Here is a 16,537-nt window from a genome sequence, read left to right as displayed (position 1 = left end):
CGGACGGGACATCGGGACCGTACGAGACACCGGAGCCGGACGGGACATCGGGACCGTACGAGACACCGGAGCCGGACGGGACATCGGGACCGTACGAGACACCGGAGCCGGACGGGACATCGGGACCGTACGGGACGCCGGAGCCGGACGGGGCGCCGGAGGCGTGCGGGGCGCCGGAGGCGTGCGGGGCGCCGGGGCCGGACTCGTCGCCCGACTGGAGGGCGGTCAGGGCGAGTTGGTGGCGGCACTCGTCGTGGTCGGGGGTGCCGGCCAGGCCCTCCCTCGCCCAGGCGGCCGCCTCGCGCAGTTCGCCGCGCAGCCGGGCGAACCGCGCGCGGACGGCCGCGTACGGCGGCGGGACCGGCTCGCCCTCCGCCACCAGCCACTCCCCCACCGGCGTGGGCGTCGTACGGACGTCCAGCCGGGCGATACGGCGGGTCAGGCCGGCGGCCTCCGCGTCGAGGGCCGGGCCGAGCGGCCCCCGCGCGGCGGACAGCCGGCGGGCCCGCAGCCGGCCGGCGGCGGCGCGGAGCACGGGGCCGTGCAGGGGGTGGGCGAGGCGGACGGCCGTGTCGTCGTCGGCGTGGACCAGACCGTCGGACTCCAGACGTTCGAGGACGTGCAGATCAAGGTCGTCGACGCGGACCGGCAGCGGCTCGGCGAAGGCGAGGCGGTCGAGCGTCTCCCGTTCGTCGGGGCAGGCGCGGGTCAGGACGGGCGCGGCGCGTTCGCGCAGGACGGGGGTGAGGGGGAGCCGGCCGCGCCACCTCCCCTCCCCGTCCGGGGACCGGGTCAGCAGGTCCTGTTCACGCAGCGCGTCCAGCAGGTCGCGCAGCAGGCGCAGGTCGCCCCCGGACAGGTGGTGCAGGCGGTTGAGGGTCAGGGGCTCCAGGGGGACGCCGGCGGCCTCGGCCAGCAGCGTGGCGATCTCCTCGCGGGGCAGCGGCTCCAGGGCGAGGCGGGGCAGGAGTTCGCCCGTCCGCAGCCGGGTCACGGCGCCGGGCGCGGGGGCGCCGTCCGTGACGAGGACCAGCAGGCGGGTGCGGCCCTGGACGGCCAGTTGGTGGACGAGGGCGGCGGAGGAGTCGTCGAGGAGGTGGGCGTCGTCGACCAGCAGCAGCCGTACGCCGGACAGGAGCCGGACGGCCCGGTGCAGGGTGACACCCTCGGGCAGGAGATGGGCGAAGGCGGCGAACGCGGTGCCCCGTGTCCCGGGGGTGCCGGCCACGCGTACGCAGTCCGTGCCGCGGACCGCCTCGGCGGCCAGCCGGGTGCGGCCGCAGCCGGCCGGCCCGGTCACCACGATGCCGGGCCGGCCGGCCGCCGACGCACGCCGGACCAGCTCCCGTTCCTCCTCCCGGCCGGTGAACGTCCACGGCGCCGACGGCGACACCGACGCGAGCGGCGACGGAGCGGGCGGGGCGGCCGTCGGCCGGACCGGCCCGCGGCGCGGCGGGAGGAGCGTCGGGGGGACCGGCACGAGGTCCGGCGAGGAGAGCGGCCGGGGGGCGCGGGCGGCGCGTACGGAAGTCGTCACATCCACAGGAGTCCGCATACTCATTCCTGATACAGGGCGACTTGAGTAGGCCCCGACTCAGGTCCCCGGACGGGTCCCCGGGGCACCCTGGAACCCATGACCGCCCGTTACTGCTCGCTCGTGCAGCAGCCTGCCCCCGCGTTCGCCCCGGGGCTGGCCGCCGAGCGGGTCGGTGCGCTCATGGGCGGACGCCGGATGTGGGTCAACGGCACCGTGCTGCACTACTACTTCTTCGACGGCGACACCGACGGATCCGTGATCCCGGTCCCCGGTGCCGCCGGCACCCGCCGGGTCTCGTGGGTCGGCGGCCACGAACAGCGGGACGTGGTGCGCGACTGTTTCCGCGAGTGGCGGGACCTCGGCATCGGCATCGGGTTCACCGAGGTCTTCGACCGCTCGGAGGCCGAACTGCGCATAGGTTTCCAGCAGGGCGACGGCTCCTGGTCGGCCGTGGGCCGGGACGCGCTGCTGCCGGGCCTGCACGAGCGCACCATGAACTTCGGGTGGGACCTGACCTCACCCGGGGAGCGCGCGACGGCGCTGCACGAGATCGGGCACGCCCTCGGCATGCAGCACGAACACCAGAGCCCGTTCGCCGGCATCCACTGGGACGACGAGGCCGTGTACGCCGATCTGGCGGGCCCGCCCAACTTCTGGAGCCGGGACCGCACCTTCTTCAACATCCTGCGCAAGCTGGACCCGGCCGAGGTCAACGGCTCGGTGTGGGACCCGCAGTCCGTCATGGAGTACCCGTTCGCGGCGGGGCTGATCCTGGAACCCGAGCAGTTCCGCGGGGGCGTGCACACCCCCGGCGGGCTGTCCGCCCTGGACAAGGAGTTCGCGCTCCGCTGGTACCCGCCCCTGGACACACCCCGGCCGCCCGCGCTGACGCCGTTCCGTTCGGTGGCGTTGTCGCTGGGCCCGGGCGAGCAGGCCGACTTCACCGTCGAGCCGCCGGAGACCCGCGAGTACGCCGTGGGCACCTTCGGCGCGAGCGACTCCGTCGTCGTGGTCTTCGAGGAGCGTGACGGCGAGCCCCGCTTCCTCGCGGGCCGGGACGACGGCGGCACCGAGCACAACGCCACCATCAGGGCGCGCCTCGTCAGGGGCCGCCGCTACTTCGTCCGCGTACGCCTGTACTCCGGCTGGGGGTCGGGCGAGACGGCCGTCATGTGCTGGTGACAGCACGGCCCGCGGCCACGCGGGCACACCGACCAGTCCGGCGGCGGGGGATGGGCCGGGCGACGTCGCCTTCGGGGGAGGGAGACGTCGCCCGGCCCGCATACGCGCGGCGGGTCCGGCGCGGTCCCCGTACTAGACGGTGGTGCCGACGTCCTGGGTGACGATGGCGTCCATCGCCCGTTCGGCCACGGCGGCGATGGTCATCGACGGGTTGCACGCGCCGGTGGTGCCCGGGATCAGGGCGCCGTCGAGGACGTACAGGCCGGGCTGGTCCTTCACGCGGCCTTCCAGGTCGCAGACGGTGCCCATCGGTGCGCCGCCGAGGGGGTGCCAGGTGCTGTTGACGAGGGAGTTGGTGTCGGTGAGGACGCCGAGGCCGGCGGCGACCGCCGACACCCGCCGATGGATCTGCCGGTGGACGGCGCTGTCGCCGCCCAGGGGCCAGTGCAGTGTCACGGAGTCGGTGAGGGAGTCGTAACGGAACCGGCCGCGGTCGGCGCTCACCCCGAAGCCGACGAGCATCGTCGTCCTCGCGTCGATGCCGAGCGGGGGGAGCGAGGCCTGGATGATCGTGTGGGCGGTGGCCGGGTCGGCCCAGTCCTTGCTGCCGTAGACGACGGGACCGCCCTGTTCGGCGCCGAAGTCCTCCTGGAGGTCGGTCCAGGCGTAGATCCGGTCACCGTTCGTGCCCCAGCCCTCGCCGAGGCCGTCGGGCAGGTCGGGGATGGCGCCGGTGGCGCCGGCGCGGACCAGGAGCCGGCTGGTGTTGAGGCTGCCGGCCGCCATGACCAGGGCGCGGGTGGTGAGGATCTTCTGCTCGACCACGGTGCCCGCGTCGTCGGTCCGGTCGACGTGCACCTCCCAGCGGCCGTCCCGGGCGCGGGCGACGGAGGTGACGTTGTGGAGCGTGGCGACGGTGACGTTGCCCGTCGCCTCGGCCTGTCGGAGGTAGGTGACGTCGACCGAGTGCTTGCCGCCGTTGTTGACGCCCAGCGCGCAGTCCCCGTTCGTGTACGACGGTTTCATCTCGCCGCGCAGTTCGGCCAGGGCGTAGTCCCAGTCGATCGGCATGGGGATCTTCTCCAGGCCGTAGCCGGCCTCGCGGACGCGTTCGGCGAAGACCCGGGCCGCATAGTACGTGGGCGTGGCGATCAGTTCGTCGGGTGCGGTGGCCGTGTGCAGCATCCGGGCGACGCGCGGGTAGTGGACGCTGTTCATGCGCTGGTAGTCGAGCTGTTCGGGCAGCCAGGCGGTGAACACCGCTTCCGACGGTTGCAGGGTCATGCCCTGGTAGACGAGGGATCCCCCGCCGACCCCGGACGCGCAGACCGCCAGGATGTTCCGGCCGAGCACCGGTTCGAGCAGCCCGGCGTAGGGCGTGAAGTCCAGTGGTGTGCCCAGCAGTTGCGCGAGCGGGCGGACCGCTTCCGGGAGGGTGCCGTACCAGAGCATCCGCTTGTCCAGGCCGGACACGTGGGGGAAGGTCTCGGCGTTCGGTCCCGTGGGCCAGCGCCGGCCGCGTTCCAGGACGGTGACCGGGACACCCGCCTGGGCCAGCCGGAGCGCCGCGACGCCGCCGCCGAATCCCGAGCCGATGACGACGGCCCGGTGCTCTTCCCTCGTCAAGGTCACGCAGGCGGACGCGGCGGCCGCGGCGGGGGCTTTGAGCAGGCTCGCCGCTCCGATCCCGGCGGCTCCGGTGAGGAAGGTGCGCCTGGTCGGGGTGAGGGACATGGCGACTCCGGTGTGGGTGGGGGGGAGGGCTGGGAGGTGGGGGGGAGGCTGGAGGAGCCGGGCGGGGGGGGCCGGGTGGTGCGGGTCGGCCGGCCGGACGCGCAAAGTAGTCAGGTACATGACATGCAGATCCCGCCGCGTTCTTACTTACTGGTAAGTCACATCGGGAGAGTAGAGGGCCCTGTCACTCAGTGACAAGATGTCTGCCCGTGCCGGCTCTACGCCTGGAGGTGGGCGGTGCCGCCGCTCGCCGCCGTGGAGCTGCGCCGCACCGAGCCCGCGCCGCGCGCCGTCCGATTCCCGGCGCACGACGACGCGCTGCCCGTCCTCGGTGAACTCCTCGCCCGCCGATCCGCCGCGGACCCCGACGACCTACGCGTGAAGGTGCACGCGGCCACCGTCAACGGCGTGCTGCGTGCGGCGGCCGAGGAGTTCGCCCCGCGCTCCACCGCCGACGGGGGCGCCGCCGACGGCGAGATGGCCGTATGCCTGCGCGCGGCCCTCCGCACCGCCGCGGAGGGCCTGCCGTACTTGACGGCCTGCCGTACTGACGGTCTGGCGTGTCGCGGGCGGAGTGCGGTCAGGGCCGGTCGGCCTGCGGCCGCGCGCCCGGGGCGGGGGAGGTCCGGGGGGAGGGGGTGGGCTGAGTGGAGTGGGTGGGCCGAGTGGAAGGGGTGGCGTGGGTGGCCCAGTCCAGGATCTGGACGGCGGCTCCGGCGGCCTCCAGTCCCTGGCAGCGGGCGTGATGGCGGCGGTTGATGGCGTCGAGGTCGAGGTGACCGCCGAAAGCCGGGTGCGCGGCCAGGCGACGGGCGTAGGCCCACAGGGCGGGGTGGTCGGCGACGCGGTGCACGGCGGCCGCGTCCAGGTGGTGGCGGTGCACGGTGTCCAGTTGGACCAGCGTCACCCACAACTCGACGTCGGCGGCGGTGATCCGGTCGCTGATCAGGTACGGGTGCGCGCCGAGCCCCCGCTCCAGCACGCCCAGCGTGCCGAGCAGCGTGTCGAGCGCGGCGGCGCGCTCCGCCTCGCCGGCCCCGGCCGCTCCGGCGTGCTGAGCCGCCTCCTCCACACCTTGCGCACACATCCGTTCGACGGCGTCGATCTCCGACTCGCGGCCGCACGGGTACAGCGCGGTACGTCCGCCGCCGAAGTGCCGGGCCAGGTCGCGGGCGATGTCGGGGCCGTAGGTGGAGACGATGCGTCCGGACCAGTCGTCGCTGAGGACCGGCGCGAGGGCGGGTCCGGTGTAGCGGTGGGCGCTGGCGTCGTAGAGCGGTCGCAGCGCGGAGTGGCCGCCGTCGGGACAGTCCGGTACGGCGGGCAGGAAGGTCACAGGACAGACGCGGTCCAGGCCGAGCAGGCTGTGGGTGACGGCGATGCGCAGGCCGTCGGGGTCGGCCGGTGACAGGTGGAGGCGGTAGCGGCGCGGCACCGCGTAGTGGCCGCTGCGCGCGTCGCGGCCGATGCGCCCGCGGAAGGCGGGGACGGGGCGGGCGGAGGTGTGGGCGGGCGAGGGGGCGGGGTGAGGGGACGCGTGGGCGGGGTCGGTGGTCAGCGGCGTGGAGGACATGGCTCTCCCCTGGGGCGGGCGCGCGGACGGACGCGCGGCGGATGCGACGGCTTGCGGGAGGGCGCGGCCCTGTCCGCGCGCGCCTCGGCGGGCGGTGCCCTGGGCACGGCCCGGTCGGCTCGGCGCGGTGACGGGCCGGTTCAGCCCTGGATGTCGATTGCGCTGCAGACGCGCAGCAGATCGATGTGACGGCGGGAGGTGAGAAGGGGCGACGACCATGCCGTGCGGCTCGCTCGGCTGGCGAACGGCTCAAGGCGCCCCATGTATCCCTACCTGTTCACTAGGATTCCCGCCACCGAGTGTCGATCCGCCTCCGGTCGGCGTCAAGAGGGCGTCCACGGGATGAGTGCAAGTGTGTCCACGGGGTGAGCGGGCCGCGCCTGCCGAAGGCCGCGCGGCGCGGCCGGGCGGGCGCCCCTCGTCCCTCCGGTCGCGGGGAGCCGACACCCGTCTGACACCCCGTCCGCCGCGGTACCCCGTCCGCTGCGGCACCCCGTCCGCTGCGGCACTCCGTCACCACGGCACCTCGTGTCCGCGACGCGCCCCCTCCACGGCGGCCCGCCCCGCACCGGCCCGAGGCCGAGAGGCCGTGGCAGGCCGAGACAGGCCGTGGCGGGCCGTCTCACCTCACGCGCGTGTCCTCGCGCTCGCCGCGAACGCGTCGGCGGCCGCCAGGTCGAAGTCGCCGTGGTCGCTGCCGAGCCCCTGGGCGACGAGGGCCGCCGCGGCGCAGCCCAGGACGGCCGCCTCCCGCGGCGCGCGCCCCAGTGCCACTCCACGCAGATAACCCGCCGAGAAGGCGTCCCCGCATCCGGTGGTGTCGACGACGTCGACCGCGAAGGCGGGGACCGTCCAGCTCCCGTCCGCGCTCACCACGAGCGCGCCGTCCCCGCCCCGCGTGACCGCGACGACGCCCGCGCCGGCGGCGCGCAGCTTCTCCACGCCGGCCACCGGATCGCGTTCACCGGAGAAGCCGAGCACCTGGTCCTCGTTGGGCAGCAGATGGTCGACGTACGGCAGCGCGGCCCCGATCAGTTCGAAGCCGCCCAGCGCCCCCGGGGCGAGCAGGTCGACGGAGGTGACCGTGCCGTGGTCCTTGGCGTACGACAGGATGCGGGCGGCGACGTCGGCGCCGATCAGTTCGGGCCCGCCCAGGTGCAGGTGGCCGGCCTCGGCGACGGCGTCCCAGGGCACGTCGTCGAGGCCGTAGGTGAGATTGGCGCCGAGCAGGTGCAGGGAGGGCCGGTCGCCGTTGGGGCGGATCGGCAGGACGCTCGCCGAGGTCGGGGTGTCCGCCCTGCGGACGAGGAACTCGGTGTCGACGCCGGCGCGCCGGAGGAGCTGGACGAGCATGTCGCCGGTGGGGTCGGTGCCGACGGCGCCCGCGGTGCGGACCGACGCGCCCAGTCTGGCGAGGGTGAGGGCGGTGCCGCCGGCCGTCCCCGCGGCGGTCATCCGGATGTCCTCCACCAGGGTCGCGTCCTGCCCGTCCGGTATGGCCTCCACCGGCCGTACCAGTACGTCGAGGACGTGCACGCCCATCGTGACGACCTTCATCGGGTCCCCTCCTGCGCGGGTGGTGCCGGGTGGGTGGTGCCGTAGTCGCGGGCGAGGGCGGCCTCGATCACCGCGAGCTGCTGCCGTTCGTCCAGGGCCCGGGGCCGGCCCATGGCGGCGGCCCGCTGGTAGACACCGCAGGCCCATTCGAGCAGCAGCGCGTGTTCGACCGCCTGGGCGAGCGTGGCGGCGTGGGTCACCGCGCCGTGGTTGGCCATGAGGGCGGCGCTGCGGCCGTCGAGTGCGGCGAGCACCGACTCGGCGAGTTCCGGGGTGCCGAAGGTCGCGTACGGCGCGACCCGTACCGTGCCGCCCAGGGCGAGCAACTGGTAGTGGATACAGGGGAGTTCGTCCAGCACGCAGGAGACCGCGGTGGCCATGGGCGCGTGGGTGTGGACGACCGCGCCCTCGCCGCGGCGGCGGTGGACGCCGAGGTGCAGTTCCAGTTCGGAGGTGGGCCGCAGCGCTCCGGCCACGACCTCGCCGTCCGTCAGGCCCACGACGGTCACCTGCTCCGGGGTCAGTTCGGCGAGGACCGCTCCCGTGGCGGTGACCGCGACCCGCTCCCCCACCCGCACGCTGACGTTCCCCGCCGTGCCGATGAGGAGGCCCTCGGCCCCCAGGCGCCGGCAGGCGTCCGCCACGGCGGCCCGCTCCTGACCCAGCATGGAGCCCGAGTCGGTCATGGCCGGGACGCTAGCGCATAACCTGAAACATTGTCACGTTCATGTTCAGTGACGGCCGAGGAGTGCCGCGCATCGGGCTCACCCCCGACCGGCCCCGGAAAAGTGCCCGGCCCCGACTTCAGGGTTGCCTCCGAGGGGCCGAACAGGCACCGTTGAACCCGACGGCGCTGACTCCGAGTAGCGCTGACGTGACGTCGGGTACATGGCACACGTCAGGCGCTCACCTCTGGTCCAAGGAAGCCAACAGTGGGGATTCGCAAGTCTGTTCAGATGCTGGCCCTGTCGCTACGACTCGACGCACGGATCAAAGGGATCGACATCACCGGCGGCGGCGCCGGGCTCGCGGCGCTCGACGCGGCGGCGGTCGAGGATGCCACACGGCTGAGGCGGTTGCTCGAACAGAGCCGTGCACCGCATGCGATCGCCACGGTGGTGCTGATCAAGTTCCACAGCATTCGCCACCACCTGCTCCCCACCGGGGAAGAGACACCGGACCTGCGGATCGCCGCCCATCTGACGGCCACGGCGCTGCGATCGAATCCGGCTCTCGTACCCGAAGCGTTCCGTGCCTGCCGGAACGCCGACGAGGTCGCGGCGCTCCTGGTCGCCGACCGGGCTCGACGGATCCTCACCGAGACGGACATCGCCGGTCGGTTCGCTTTCGAGTTCGACGAGGCGATCGGCCTGTTGCACGCCGCCCTCCCCCGCGTCTCCGCGGAGAACCCGCAGCGGGCAGTGGTGGCCGCGCTGCTTTCCGCGGCGTACCTCGCCCGGTTCCGGCGCTCCCACGAACCGGACGACTGCGATCAGGCCATCAGCGCGGGACGGGAGGGCGTGCTGTACGCGTCCTCACCGTCCGACCGGGCCCGAGCGCAGTTCCACCTGGGCCGGGCCCTGCTCACCCGGTTCACCCGCACCACGAACCTCACCGAACTGGAAGAAGCGATCGACCTGCTCAGGGCTTCGGTCTCGGCCACCCCGACGACAGACCTCGCACACGAACAGCGGCGGTCCCTGCTGGATGCCGCCCTGCAATCGACCGAGCGGTTCGAGGGGCTGCTGGACGACGGCGTCGCGCTCAGCCGGGCCGTCACGGAGATCACGAACGCCGACGATCCGCACCGGGCGCGACGACTGGAGGGGCTGGGCTTCTTCCTGGTCGGCCGGTTCCACGAGTCCGGCTCGCTCTCCGATCTGGACGAGGGCATAGACGCGCTGCGCGGAGCGGTCGCCGCGTCCTCGGCCGACGACGAAGAACTTCCCTGGCGAAAGGTCCAGTTGGGAGAATCCCTGCTCCTCCGGGCGCAGCACACGGGCACCGTCACCGACTTGGACGACGCCGTGGGAATCACCCGCGACGCCCTGTCCCTCGTACCGGAGGGGGACGCCCGCGAGGCCGACTACCTCACCGCGCTTGCCGGACAGCTGAGGATCCGGGCCGAGCGCAACTCCTCGGTCGAGGACCTGGACCAAGCCATCACGCTGGGCCGGGCGGCCGTGGCCCGTGCCGCGGAGGACCACGGCGGCGCGCAGGAGGAGAGCCACGGCCTCATCAACCTGAGCGGCGCGCTCGGCACCCGTTTCGCCTGGCTCGGCGCCCTGTCCGACCTCCGCGAGGCCATCGACGTCAGCCGGGCGGCCGTGGCCGTCGCCTCCTCCGGGAACCGGGCGCTGTGCCTGTCCAACCTCAGCGCCAACCTGCAGCGGCTCTTCGTCCAGTCGCAGAGGCCCGCGGATCTCGACGCGGCCCTGACGGCGGCGCGTGCGGCGGTGGACGCGTGTCTGCGGTCGGACCGGGACCGCAATCGGTATCTCTCGAACCTGGCGGCGCTGTTGAGCATGCGCGCCACGCTGGGCATCGGGTCGCCCGGTGATCTCGACGAGGCGATCGAGGTGAGCCGGGCGGCCCTCGATCTGACGCCCGTGGGTCATGAGAACCGGCCGCGGTGGCTCGCCGGCCGGGCGCTGATGCTGCGGAACCGGGCGGAACGCGACGGCGCCACAGCCGACGCGGCCGAAGCCGGCGCACTCGCGCGGGCGGCCCTCGACGCACTTCCCGCCGACCACGCCGACAGAGGCCACCTGCTGTCCAACGCGGCGTCCTGTCTGCACCTGACCGCGGAACTGACCGCGTCGTCGGCCGACGCGCACCGGGCGATCGGGCTGTGGAGCGAGGCGGCGGCACTGGCGACCTCGCCGGTGACGACGCGCGTCACGGCCGCACGAGCCGCCGGATACGCCGCGGCGGCACTGGACCCGGGGAGCAGAGCGGCGGCCGACCTGTACGAGGCGGCGGTCGCCCTGCTCCCCCTGGTCGCCTCGCGCGCGATCGAGCGCCGCAGCCGGGAACAGCGTCTCCAGAGCGTGGTGGACGTGACGGGCGACGCCGCTGCCTGCGCCCTGTCGGCCGGCCGGGCGGACCGAGCCGTGGAGTTGCTGGAACAGGGACGGAACGTCATCTGGAACCAGATCCTCGACGCGCACGACGACTTCGCCGCCCTGCGGGCGGCCCACCGTGAACTGGCCGACCGGCTCCGTGCCGTCTCCCTCGAACTCGGCGACACGTCCCTCGACGAGACCGACGTCTTCCGGCCGTCCGCACCGCCCCCCGACGGCGGTGCGGCAACGGCCGGCCTTCGACGAGTGACCGCACCGCCCGGGGAAGCGGGGGACCCGACATGACGAGTGCCCCACGGCCCGACACCGCCGCCGCACACCGGGCCGAAAGACGCATGGCCCTGGCACGCGAGTGGGACCGGCTCGTCGAACAGGCCCGTGGCCTCGACGGGTTCGAGGACTTCCTCGCACCACGGCTGCGCACCCTCCTGCCCGCCGCGCAGGCCGGACCGGTCGTCATCCTCAACACCAGCCGGTGGCGGTGCGACGCCCTGGTGGTCACCACGGGCGGCGTACACGTCGAGCCTCTGCCCCGGCTGTCCCAGCAGTCGATCGTCGACCGCACCCTGACCTACCTCGAAGCCCTCCAGGAAGTGGACCTGGCCGTCCACGACCTGCGGGCGGCCCGCCTGGAGCACGGCCCGGGCGAAGCCACCGCGGCCGCGGCCAGGCGCCGTTCGCAGGCGATGCTGTCCCTGCACCGCGCTCTGGACAAGCGGGAGACGACGCTGGTGTCGCTCCTGCGATGGCTGTGGGACACCGTCGCCGAACCGGTGCTGGCGGTCCTGGGCTTCGTCGAGCCGCCCGACGGCGACACCGCCGAGTGGCCGCGGCTGTGGTGGTGTCCGACCGGTCTCCTCACCCTCCTCCCGCTGCACGGTGCCGGCCACCACGACGGCAGCCTCCGCACTGTCCTGGACCGGGTGGTGTCGTCCTACACCCCGACGCTGCGTGCGCTGGTGGAGGCCCGGCGGCCGCTCCACGCCCGTCCTGACGACGAGCGCCTGCTGATCGTCTCGCTGCCCGACGATCCCGCCCAGGTGCCGCTGACCGACGTCGCCCGCGAAAGGGAGATGCTCACCTCCCTGTTCCCGAGCCGCCACACCCTGCTGGAGGGCGGCGACGCCACGGCGGACCTCGTCCGTTCCGAGCTCCCGCGGCACCGGTGGGTGCACTTCAGCTGTCACGGGGGCCAGGATCTGCTGGACCCGTCCCGAGGGGGCCTGTCGCTGCACGGTGGCGACGTTCTCCGTGTGGCCGACATCGGCGTCCAGCGGCATCGCGGCGAGTTCGCGTTCCTGTCGGCCTGCCAGACCGCCACCGGCGTGGCGACGCTCCCCGACGAGACCATCACGCTGGCGGCGGCCCTGCACTACACCGGCTACCGGCAGGTCGTCGGGACCCTGTGGTCGGTGTACGACGACATCGCCGCCGACGTCGCCGAAGCGGTGTACCGCGACCTCACCTCCACCGGGCGGTTCGAGCCCGCGCGGTCGGCCCGCGCCCTGCACACGGCGGTGCGCGCGCTGCGGGACGACCGGCGCCTCGCGCCCGGTGTGTGGACACCGTTCACCCATACCGGGCCCTGACCCAGGCCCTCCACCCCGGACACCCCTCAGGAGGGACCATGGCCTTCGGCTTCCTCGCCCGGCGTCGTGGACCGCTGCCCTACCGGGAGACGACCGCCGAGGAGTTCGGAACGCATGTGGCGCGGACCTTCACCGTGACCGAGCCGAGGCCCGACACACTTGTCCTGAGCGGCCGTTGCCCCCGCTGTGCGGCAGCCATCGACATCCCGGTCGTCAGCGGCGTCTTCCGGGGCGGAGGTCCCTGGTTCGGCAGGCGACGGCAGGGGGCACCGGACGGGGCGGCGGCGGAGCCGCGGGTCGAACTGATGATGTGCACCTGCGACGAGGACCACCCCGACCGGCCGGAAGGCCGGTACGGATGCGGCGCCTACTGGTCCGTGCGCGTACCGGAGGCACCGCGGTGAGCCGCCCGCTCTCACCGGACCCCGCGCCGGCCGGCCCCGCCGACCTGCGCCGGGCACAGGAACGCGACCGGCTGCTGCGCACGGAACTGCCGCGCGTACGAGAGGCGGCCACCGCGTGGCGCAACGGGCTTGGCGCGCTGCTCACCGCCCTCGTGGGATTCAGCCTGATCAGGGGCCGCTCCGACATCGGCCAGTTGGCCGAGCGCTGGGCCGTGGCCGTGGGGTTCCTGCTGCTGGCGGCGCTGATCGCCGGCACGTCGGGAGCACTGCTGCTCCTGCGCGCCGCCCACGGCCGGCCGGCCGTCACCCCGGCCCGGGATCTGCTGCCGCCTCCCGTCGGCGACCACATCGAGGCACTCGACTGTGCGAAGGCTCTCCGCAGAGGGATCGCGCTGACCCTCGCCTGCGCGCTCCTGCTGCTGAGCGCGGTGGCGACCACGTGGTACGGCCCGGAGCGCGCTGCCCCGATGACGCAGGTCACCACACCCACCGGCACTCTCTGCGGCTCCACCGTCCGGGTGGGCCGGGGCACTTTGGTCCTCAGAACCTCGGCCGGCGAGGTCACGATCGACCTGTCGCGCGTCTCGGCACTCAAGGCCACCAGGGCATGTCCATGAGCGCGGATCACCGCGCACCCCACGGAAAGAAGCAGGGCCGGTTTCGGATGTCTCCGAAACCGGCCCTGAACCACGACTCTCGCGAGTCGGGACGACAGGATTTGAACCTGCGACCCCTTGACCCCCAGTCAAGTGCGCTACCAAGCTGCGCCACGTCCCGTCGCGTCCGGCACCGGGTGAACCGTGCGAACGCGCAGGTAAACACTACCGTAAGCGCACGGGACCGCGTACCGCGCGGTGCCTCGGGCCCGCGGCACGGCAGCCGCCGCGCACACGGTGCGGGCGGGGCCGAGAGGGAGGGCCCGGGGGAAGGCCCGCGTCCGCCGCACCGGAGCCCGTCACCCGCCGGCCTCCCCCGTTCCCCCGGGCCCTAATCTCCCGGCCCCCGCCCCCCGAGCCCCCGTTCGCCCGGGGCCCGTTCCCCCGTGCCCGGGTCGCCGCCCTGGAGACCGTTCCCCCTATGCGGCGGTCTCCGGCAGGGCGACGCCCAGCTTCCCGGCGCGCTCCGTCAGGTCGCGCCACACCTTCGGTGCCACCGGGATGCCCTTCTCCCCGCGCCCGGCGGCCACCGCGGCACTGCGCTCGCCGGGGTAGAACACGCCCTCCGCGCCGTCCGCCGCCGGCAGGCCCTTCAGGGTGCCCAGGGTGGAGTCGACGGCCTCGGTGAAGGCGTCCGCTCCGCCGAAGGCGGCCGGGTCGACGGCGATGAGCAGGGCGTTCTGGCGGTGCTTGCGTCCGGCCGGGTCGTCCGAGTGGAACGACGCGAAGATCGGCGCGCCGACCAGCACACTGGTCAGCAGCTCGAACGCCAGCGACATGCCGGAGCCCTTCGCCCCGCCCAGCGGCAGCGGCATGACCGCCTTCTCCGGGTCGGTGGTCGGGGTGCCGTCCTCGGTGGCGGCCGCGCCCTCGGGCAGCGGGGTGCCGCTCGCCTTCGCCTGCCGGATCTTGCCCAGGGCGATGGTGGCGGTGGCCATGTCGAGCAGCAGCGGCGCGTGCCGCTCGGCCGGTACGGCGACGGCGAGCGGGCTGGTGGCGACCGCCGCGCCCTTGACGCCGGTGTAGCCCATGTTGGGCATGCCGGCGACGAAGCCGATCCCGACGAGTCCCTGCTCGGCGATCTTGGACACGTAGTAGCCGATGGCGCCGGTGTGCACGGTGCGGCGTACGCCCACCGCGGCGACACCGTTCGTCCTGGCCCGGGTGACCGCCACCTCGGCGGCGGCGGACAGGGCGACCGGTCCGGGGGCGCGGTCGGCGTCCAGGACGGCCGCGGCCGGGGTGGAGGACTCGACCGTGATGTCGGCGTCGGCGTTGGCGACGCCCTTCTCCAGCAGGTCCAGGTAGGCGGGGACCCGGGCGATGCCGTGCGAGTCGACCCCGCGCAGCGCCGCCCAGACGAACACGTCGGCGGTGGTGCGGGCGTGCTCGGCGCTCAGGCCGCCCTTCTCCAGGAGGGCGGCGGAGAAGGTGCGCAGGTCCTCGGCCGGGACCAGGACCTTGCCCGGCTTGGGGGTGGGGGTGTCGGACATGGGGCGGGTGCCTCCTGGATCAGCGGGTGACGAGGACGTCGACGACGGCGGTGGTTCCCTCTTCCACGGCCTTGAGCGCGCGCTCCAGGGCCGGGAGGAGAGCGTCGGTGGTGTCGACGGTCTCGGTGTGCAGCCCGAACGGCTCGGCGAAACCGGCCAGTCGGGGCAGGCGGGTGAGGTCCTGGCCGAGCCATTCGCCGGTCTCGGCCGCCGCGCCCTCGGGGTAGAACCTGCGGTGGTTGAGGTTCATCGACTTGTAGACGCGGTTGTTGAAGACCACGATCAGCACGGGGATGCCGTACGCCTTGGAGGCGTCGTACGACTGGATGACCGGGTTGTAGGCGAAGGCGCCGTCGCCCACGGTGAAGACCACCGGGCGCTCCGGGGCGGCCAGCTTGACGCCGAGCGCGACCGCGATGCCCTGGCCGAGTCCGCCCTGCACGTAGAAGTACGAGTCGGGGGCGTCGGTCTGGACGTGCCGCTTGACGATCTTGCTGTGGGTGATCGTCTCGTCGACGACGATGCCGTCCTTGCCCTCCAGCAGCTTGCGCAGCAGGGTGGCGACCTGCACCGGGTCGACGCCCTCGGAGCCGGCGGCCTTGGCCTCCGCCTGGGCGACCGCGGCCTGCTCGGCGGCGAACCGGGTCTCCTGGGCCGCGACGCGCTCGGCGACCTCGGCCTCGTTCAGGTCCTTGGCGCGCTTGGCGAGCTGGCGCAGGGTGTTGGCGGCGTTGCCCTCCAGGTACGTGTCCGCGAACAGGACCTGGTAGACGACGTGCGGCCGCTGCGGCACCTGGTCGATGACGACGATCTTCGCCTTCGACGGCTTCCGGCTCGGCGGGTAGAACGGGACGCGGCAGTTGACCAGGAGGATCAGGTCCGCCGTGTCCATCCAGGGGCCGATGTCCGTGCCGGCGTGCAGCCGGTGGGTGCGCGGGAAGTTGCCGCACACCGCCGAGTCGGGCTCGACGACCGGGATGTTCCAGGCCTCGGCGAAGGCGACCAGGGCCTCGAAGCCGCCGGCCTCGCGGCCGATGGTCTCGGTGACGATCACGGGGTTCTTCGCCTCGCGGATCATCTGGGCGACCGGGTCGACCTCTTCCGGCGAGCTGTGCGTGGAGCCGGGCTCCACGATCGCCTTGGCCTCGCGGCCGTCCCACGGCTCCAGCAGGACTTCCAGCGGGATGTTCAGGTACGCCGGGCCCTGCGGCGCGCGCCAGGAGAGCTCGGCGGCGCGGGAGATCATCGTCGGCAGCGTGTGCACGCTGGCCGCCTCGTTCGACCACTTGGTGAACGGCTGGGCGATGCCGTGCGGGCCGCCCACGATCGACAGGTTGCGGTACCACTGGCCGCCCGGGTCGTGGCCGGGGGCGTCGCCGTACGTGGTGGACTCCGAGGAGGTGACCACCATGGGCACGCCCGCGAGGAGCGCGCCGTGCACCGCCATCGACCCCTGGAGCAGGCCGGGGGCCGCGTGCAGCAGCACCCCCTGGGGGCGGCGCTTGACGAGTCCGTAGCCGGTGGCCATGCCGACGGCGACGGTCTCGTGGGTCAGGTCCAGGTACTGCGGGGCCGGCTCGCCGTCGCGGTGGCGGCGGGCCAGCGACTCCCACACCGGGGCCCACTCGGACCCCGATGAGCAGAAGATGTAGTCGGCGCCGACGGCGTTGAAGGCGGAGACGACGGCGTCACCGCCGTCGGCGCCTGGCGTGTTCTTGCTGTCCGTCAT

The 16,537-nt window shown here is 73.7% G+C and carries 13 protein-coding genes, 1 tRNA gene and 1 pseudogene; 6 read left to right on the top strand and 9 right to left on the bottom strand.

Translation table 11 applies throughout. The features are described from left to right. The coding region (locus tag ACFYWQ_RS34275; protein WP_389522041.1) for a hypothetical protein at positions 1 to 1,393 on the bottom strand (1,393 nt) is incomplete at its 3' end. A gap of 240 nt (positions 1,394 to 1,633) precedes the next feature. Between ACFYWQ_RS34275 and ACFYWQ_RS34270 the strand changes: the two genes are divergently transcribed. Continuing rightward, positions 1,634 to 2,719: a M12 family metallopeptidase gene (locus ACFYWQ_RS34270; protein ID WP_389521982.1), complete on the top strand. Its 1,086-nt coding sequence runs from the start codon at positions 1,634 to 1,636 to the stop codon at positions 2,717 to 2,719. Positions 2,720 to 2,851: 132 nt separating this feature from the next. Here the strand turns inward: ACFYWQ_RS34270 and ACFYWQ_RS34265 are convergent, their stop codons facing one another. Next, positions 2,852 to 4,453 carry a GMC family oxidoreductase N-terminal domain-containing protein gene (locus tag ACFYWQ_RS34265; protein WP_389521980.1) on the bottom strand — a complete coding sequence of 534 codons (1,602 nt, stop codon included), beginning with the start codon at positions 4,451 to 4,453 and terminating at the stop codon, positions 2,852 to 2,854. 237 nt (positions 4,454 to 4,690) lie between these two features. On the opposite strand from ACFYWQ_RS34265, the pseudogene ACFYWQ_RS34260 reads away from it, so the two are divergent. Then, positions 4,691 to 4,969: pseudogene (locus ACFYWQ_RS34260) on the top strand (TetR family transcriptional regulator); the annotation flags it as partial. 64 nt (positions 4,970 to 5,033) lie between these two features. Here the strand turns inward: ACFYWQ_RS34260 and ACFYWQ_RS34255 are convergent. The 4 genes from ACFYWQ_RS34255 to ACFYWQ_RS34240 form a co-directional block, all read right to left on the bottom strand. Further along, positions 5,034 to 6,026: a glutathione S-transferase C-terminal domain-containing protein gene (locus ACFYWQ_RS34255; RefSeq protein ID WP_389521978.1), complete on the bottom strand. Its 993-nt coding sequence runs from the start codon at positions 6,024 to 6,026 to the stop codon at positions 5,034 to 5,036. Positions 6,027 to 6,166: 140 nt separating this feature from the next. Continuing rightward, positions 6,167 to 6,289 carry a putative leader peptide gene (locus ACFYWQ_RS34250; RefSeq protein ID WP_385071512.1) on the bottom strand — a complete coding sequence of 41 codons (123 nt, stop codon included), beginning with the start codon at positions 6,287 to 6,289 and terminating at the stop codon, positions 6,167 to 6,169. Positions 6,290 to 6,653: 364 nt separating this feature from the next. Continuing rightward, the gene (locus ACFYWQ_RS34245; RefSeq protein ID WP_389521976.1) at positions 6,654 to 7,583 is read right to left on the bottom strand and encodes a carbohydrate kinase family protein; all 930 of its coding nucleotides are present in this window, start codon (positions 7,581 to 7,583) and stop codon (positions 6,654 to 6,656) included. Next, the gene (locus ACFYWQ_RS34240) at positions 7,580 to 8,269 is read right to left on the bottom strand and encodes a class II aldolase/adducin family protein (RefSeq protein ID WP_389521974.1); all 690 of its coding nucleotides are present in this window, start codon (positions 8,267 to 8,269) and stop codon (positions 7,580 to 7,582) included. Before ACFYWQ_RS34240 ends, ACFYWQ_RS34245 begins: the two co-directional genes overlap by 4 nt. A gap of 246 nt (positions 8,270 to 8,515) precedes the next feature. On the opposite strand from ACFYWQ_RS34240, the gene ACFYWQ_RS34235 reads away from it, so the two are divergent. Genes ACFYWQ_RS34235 through ACFYWQ_RS34220 form a run of 4 tightly spaced genes read left to right on the top strand, consistent with a single transcriptional unit; the run spans position 8,516 to position 13,276 of the window. Then, positions 8,516 to 10,951 (top strand): hypothetical protein, encoded by a 2,436-nt coding sequence (locus tag ACFYWQ_RS34235; RefSeq protein WP_389521972.1) that lies wholly within the window; start codon positions 8,516 to 8,518, stop codon positions 10,949 to 10,951. Next, positions 10,948 to 12,255: a CHAT domain-containing protein gene (locus ACFYWQ_RS34230; RefSeq protein WP_389521970.1), complete on the top strand. Its 1,308-nt coding sequence runs from the start codon at positions 10,948 to 10,950 to the stop codon at positions 12,253 to 12,255. The genes ACFYWQ_RS34235 and ACFYWQ_RS34230 overlap by 4 nt, the downstream gene beginning before the upstream one ends. 38 nt (positions 12,256 to 12,293) lie before the next feature. Continuing rightward, entirely contained in the window at positions 12,294 to 12,659 is a 366-nt protein-coding gene (locus tag ACFYWQ_RS34225) for a hypothetical protein (RefSeq protein ID WP_389521968.1), read from the top strand. Further along, positions 12,656 to 13,276: a hypothetical protein gene (locus ACFYWQ_RS34220; protein ID WP_389521966.1), complete on the top strand. Its 621-nt coding sequence runs from the start codon at positions 12,656 to 12,658 to the stop codon at positions 13,274 to 13,276. The genes ACFYWQ_RS34225 and ACFYWQ_RS34220 overlap by 4 nt, the downstream gene beginning before the upstream one ends. An 86-nt stretch (positions 13,277 to 13,362) precedes the next feature. Here the strand turns inward: ACFYWQ_RS34220 and ACFYWQ_RS34215 are convergent. The 3 genes from ACFYWQ_RS34215 to ACFYWQ_RS34205 form a co-directional block, all read right to left on the bottom strand. Continuing rightward, positions 13,363 to 13,436: transfer RNA gene (locus tag ACFYWQ_RS34215), tRNA-Pro, on the bottom strand. 298 nt (positions 13,437 to 13,734) lie between these two features. Further along, complete coding sequence (locus ACFYWQ_RS34210; RefSeq protein ID WP_389521964.1) at positions 13,735 to 14,808, bottom strand: Ldh family oxidoreductase; 1,074 nt, start codon at positions 14,806 to 14,808, stop codon at positions 13,735 to 13,737. Between the two features lie 19 nt (positions 14,809 to 14,827). After that, positions 14,828 to 16,537: a thiamine pyrophosphate-dependent enzyme gene (locus ACFYWQ_RS34205; RefSeq protein ID WP_389521963.1), complete on the bottom strand. Its 1,710-nt coding sequence runs from the start codon at positions 16,535 to 16,537 to the stop codon at positions 14,828 to 14,830.

Origin of the sequence: Streptomyces sp. NPDC003247 (assembly GCF_042888135.1) — a bacterium.
In the GTDB taxonomy this organism is placed as follows: domain Bacteria; phylum Actinomycetota; class Actinomycetes; order Streptomycetales; family Streptomycetaceae; genus Streptomyces.
Note: the sequence above shows the minus strand (reverse complement) of the source record. Positions and strands in the feature narration are given on the sequence as shown.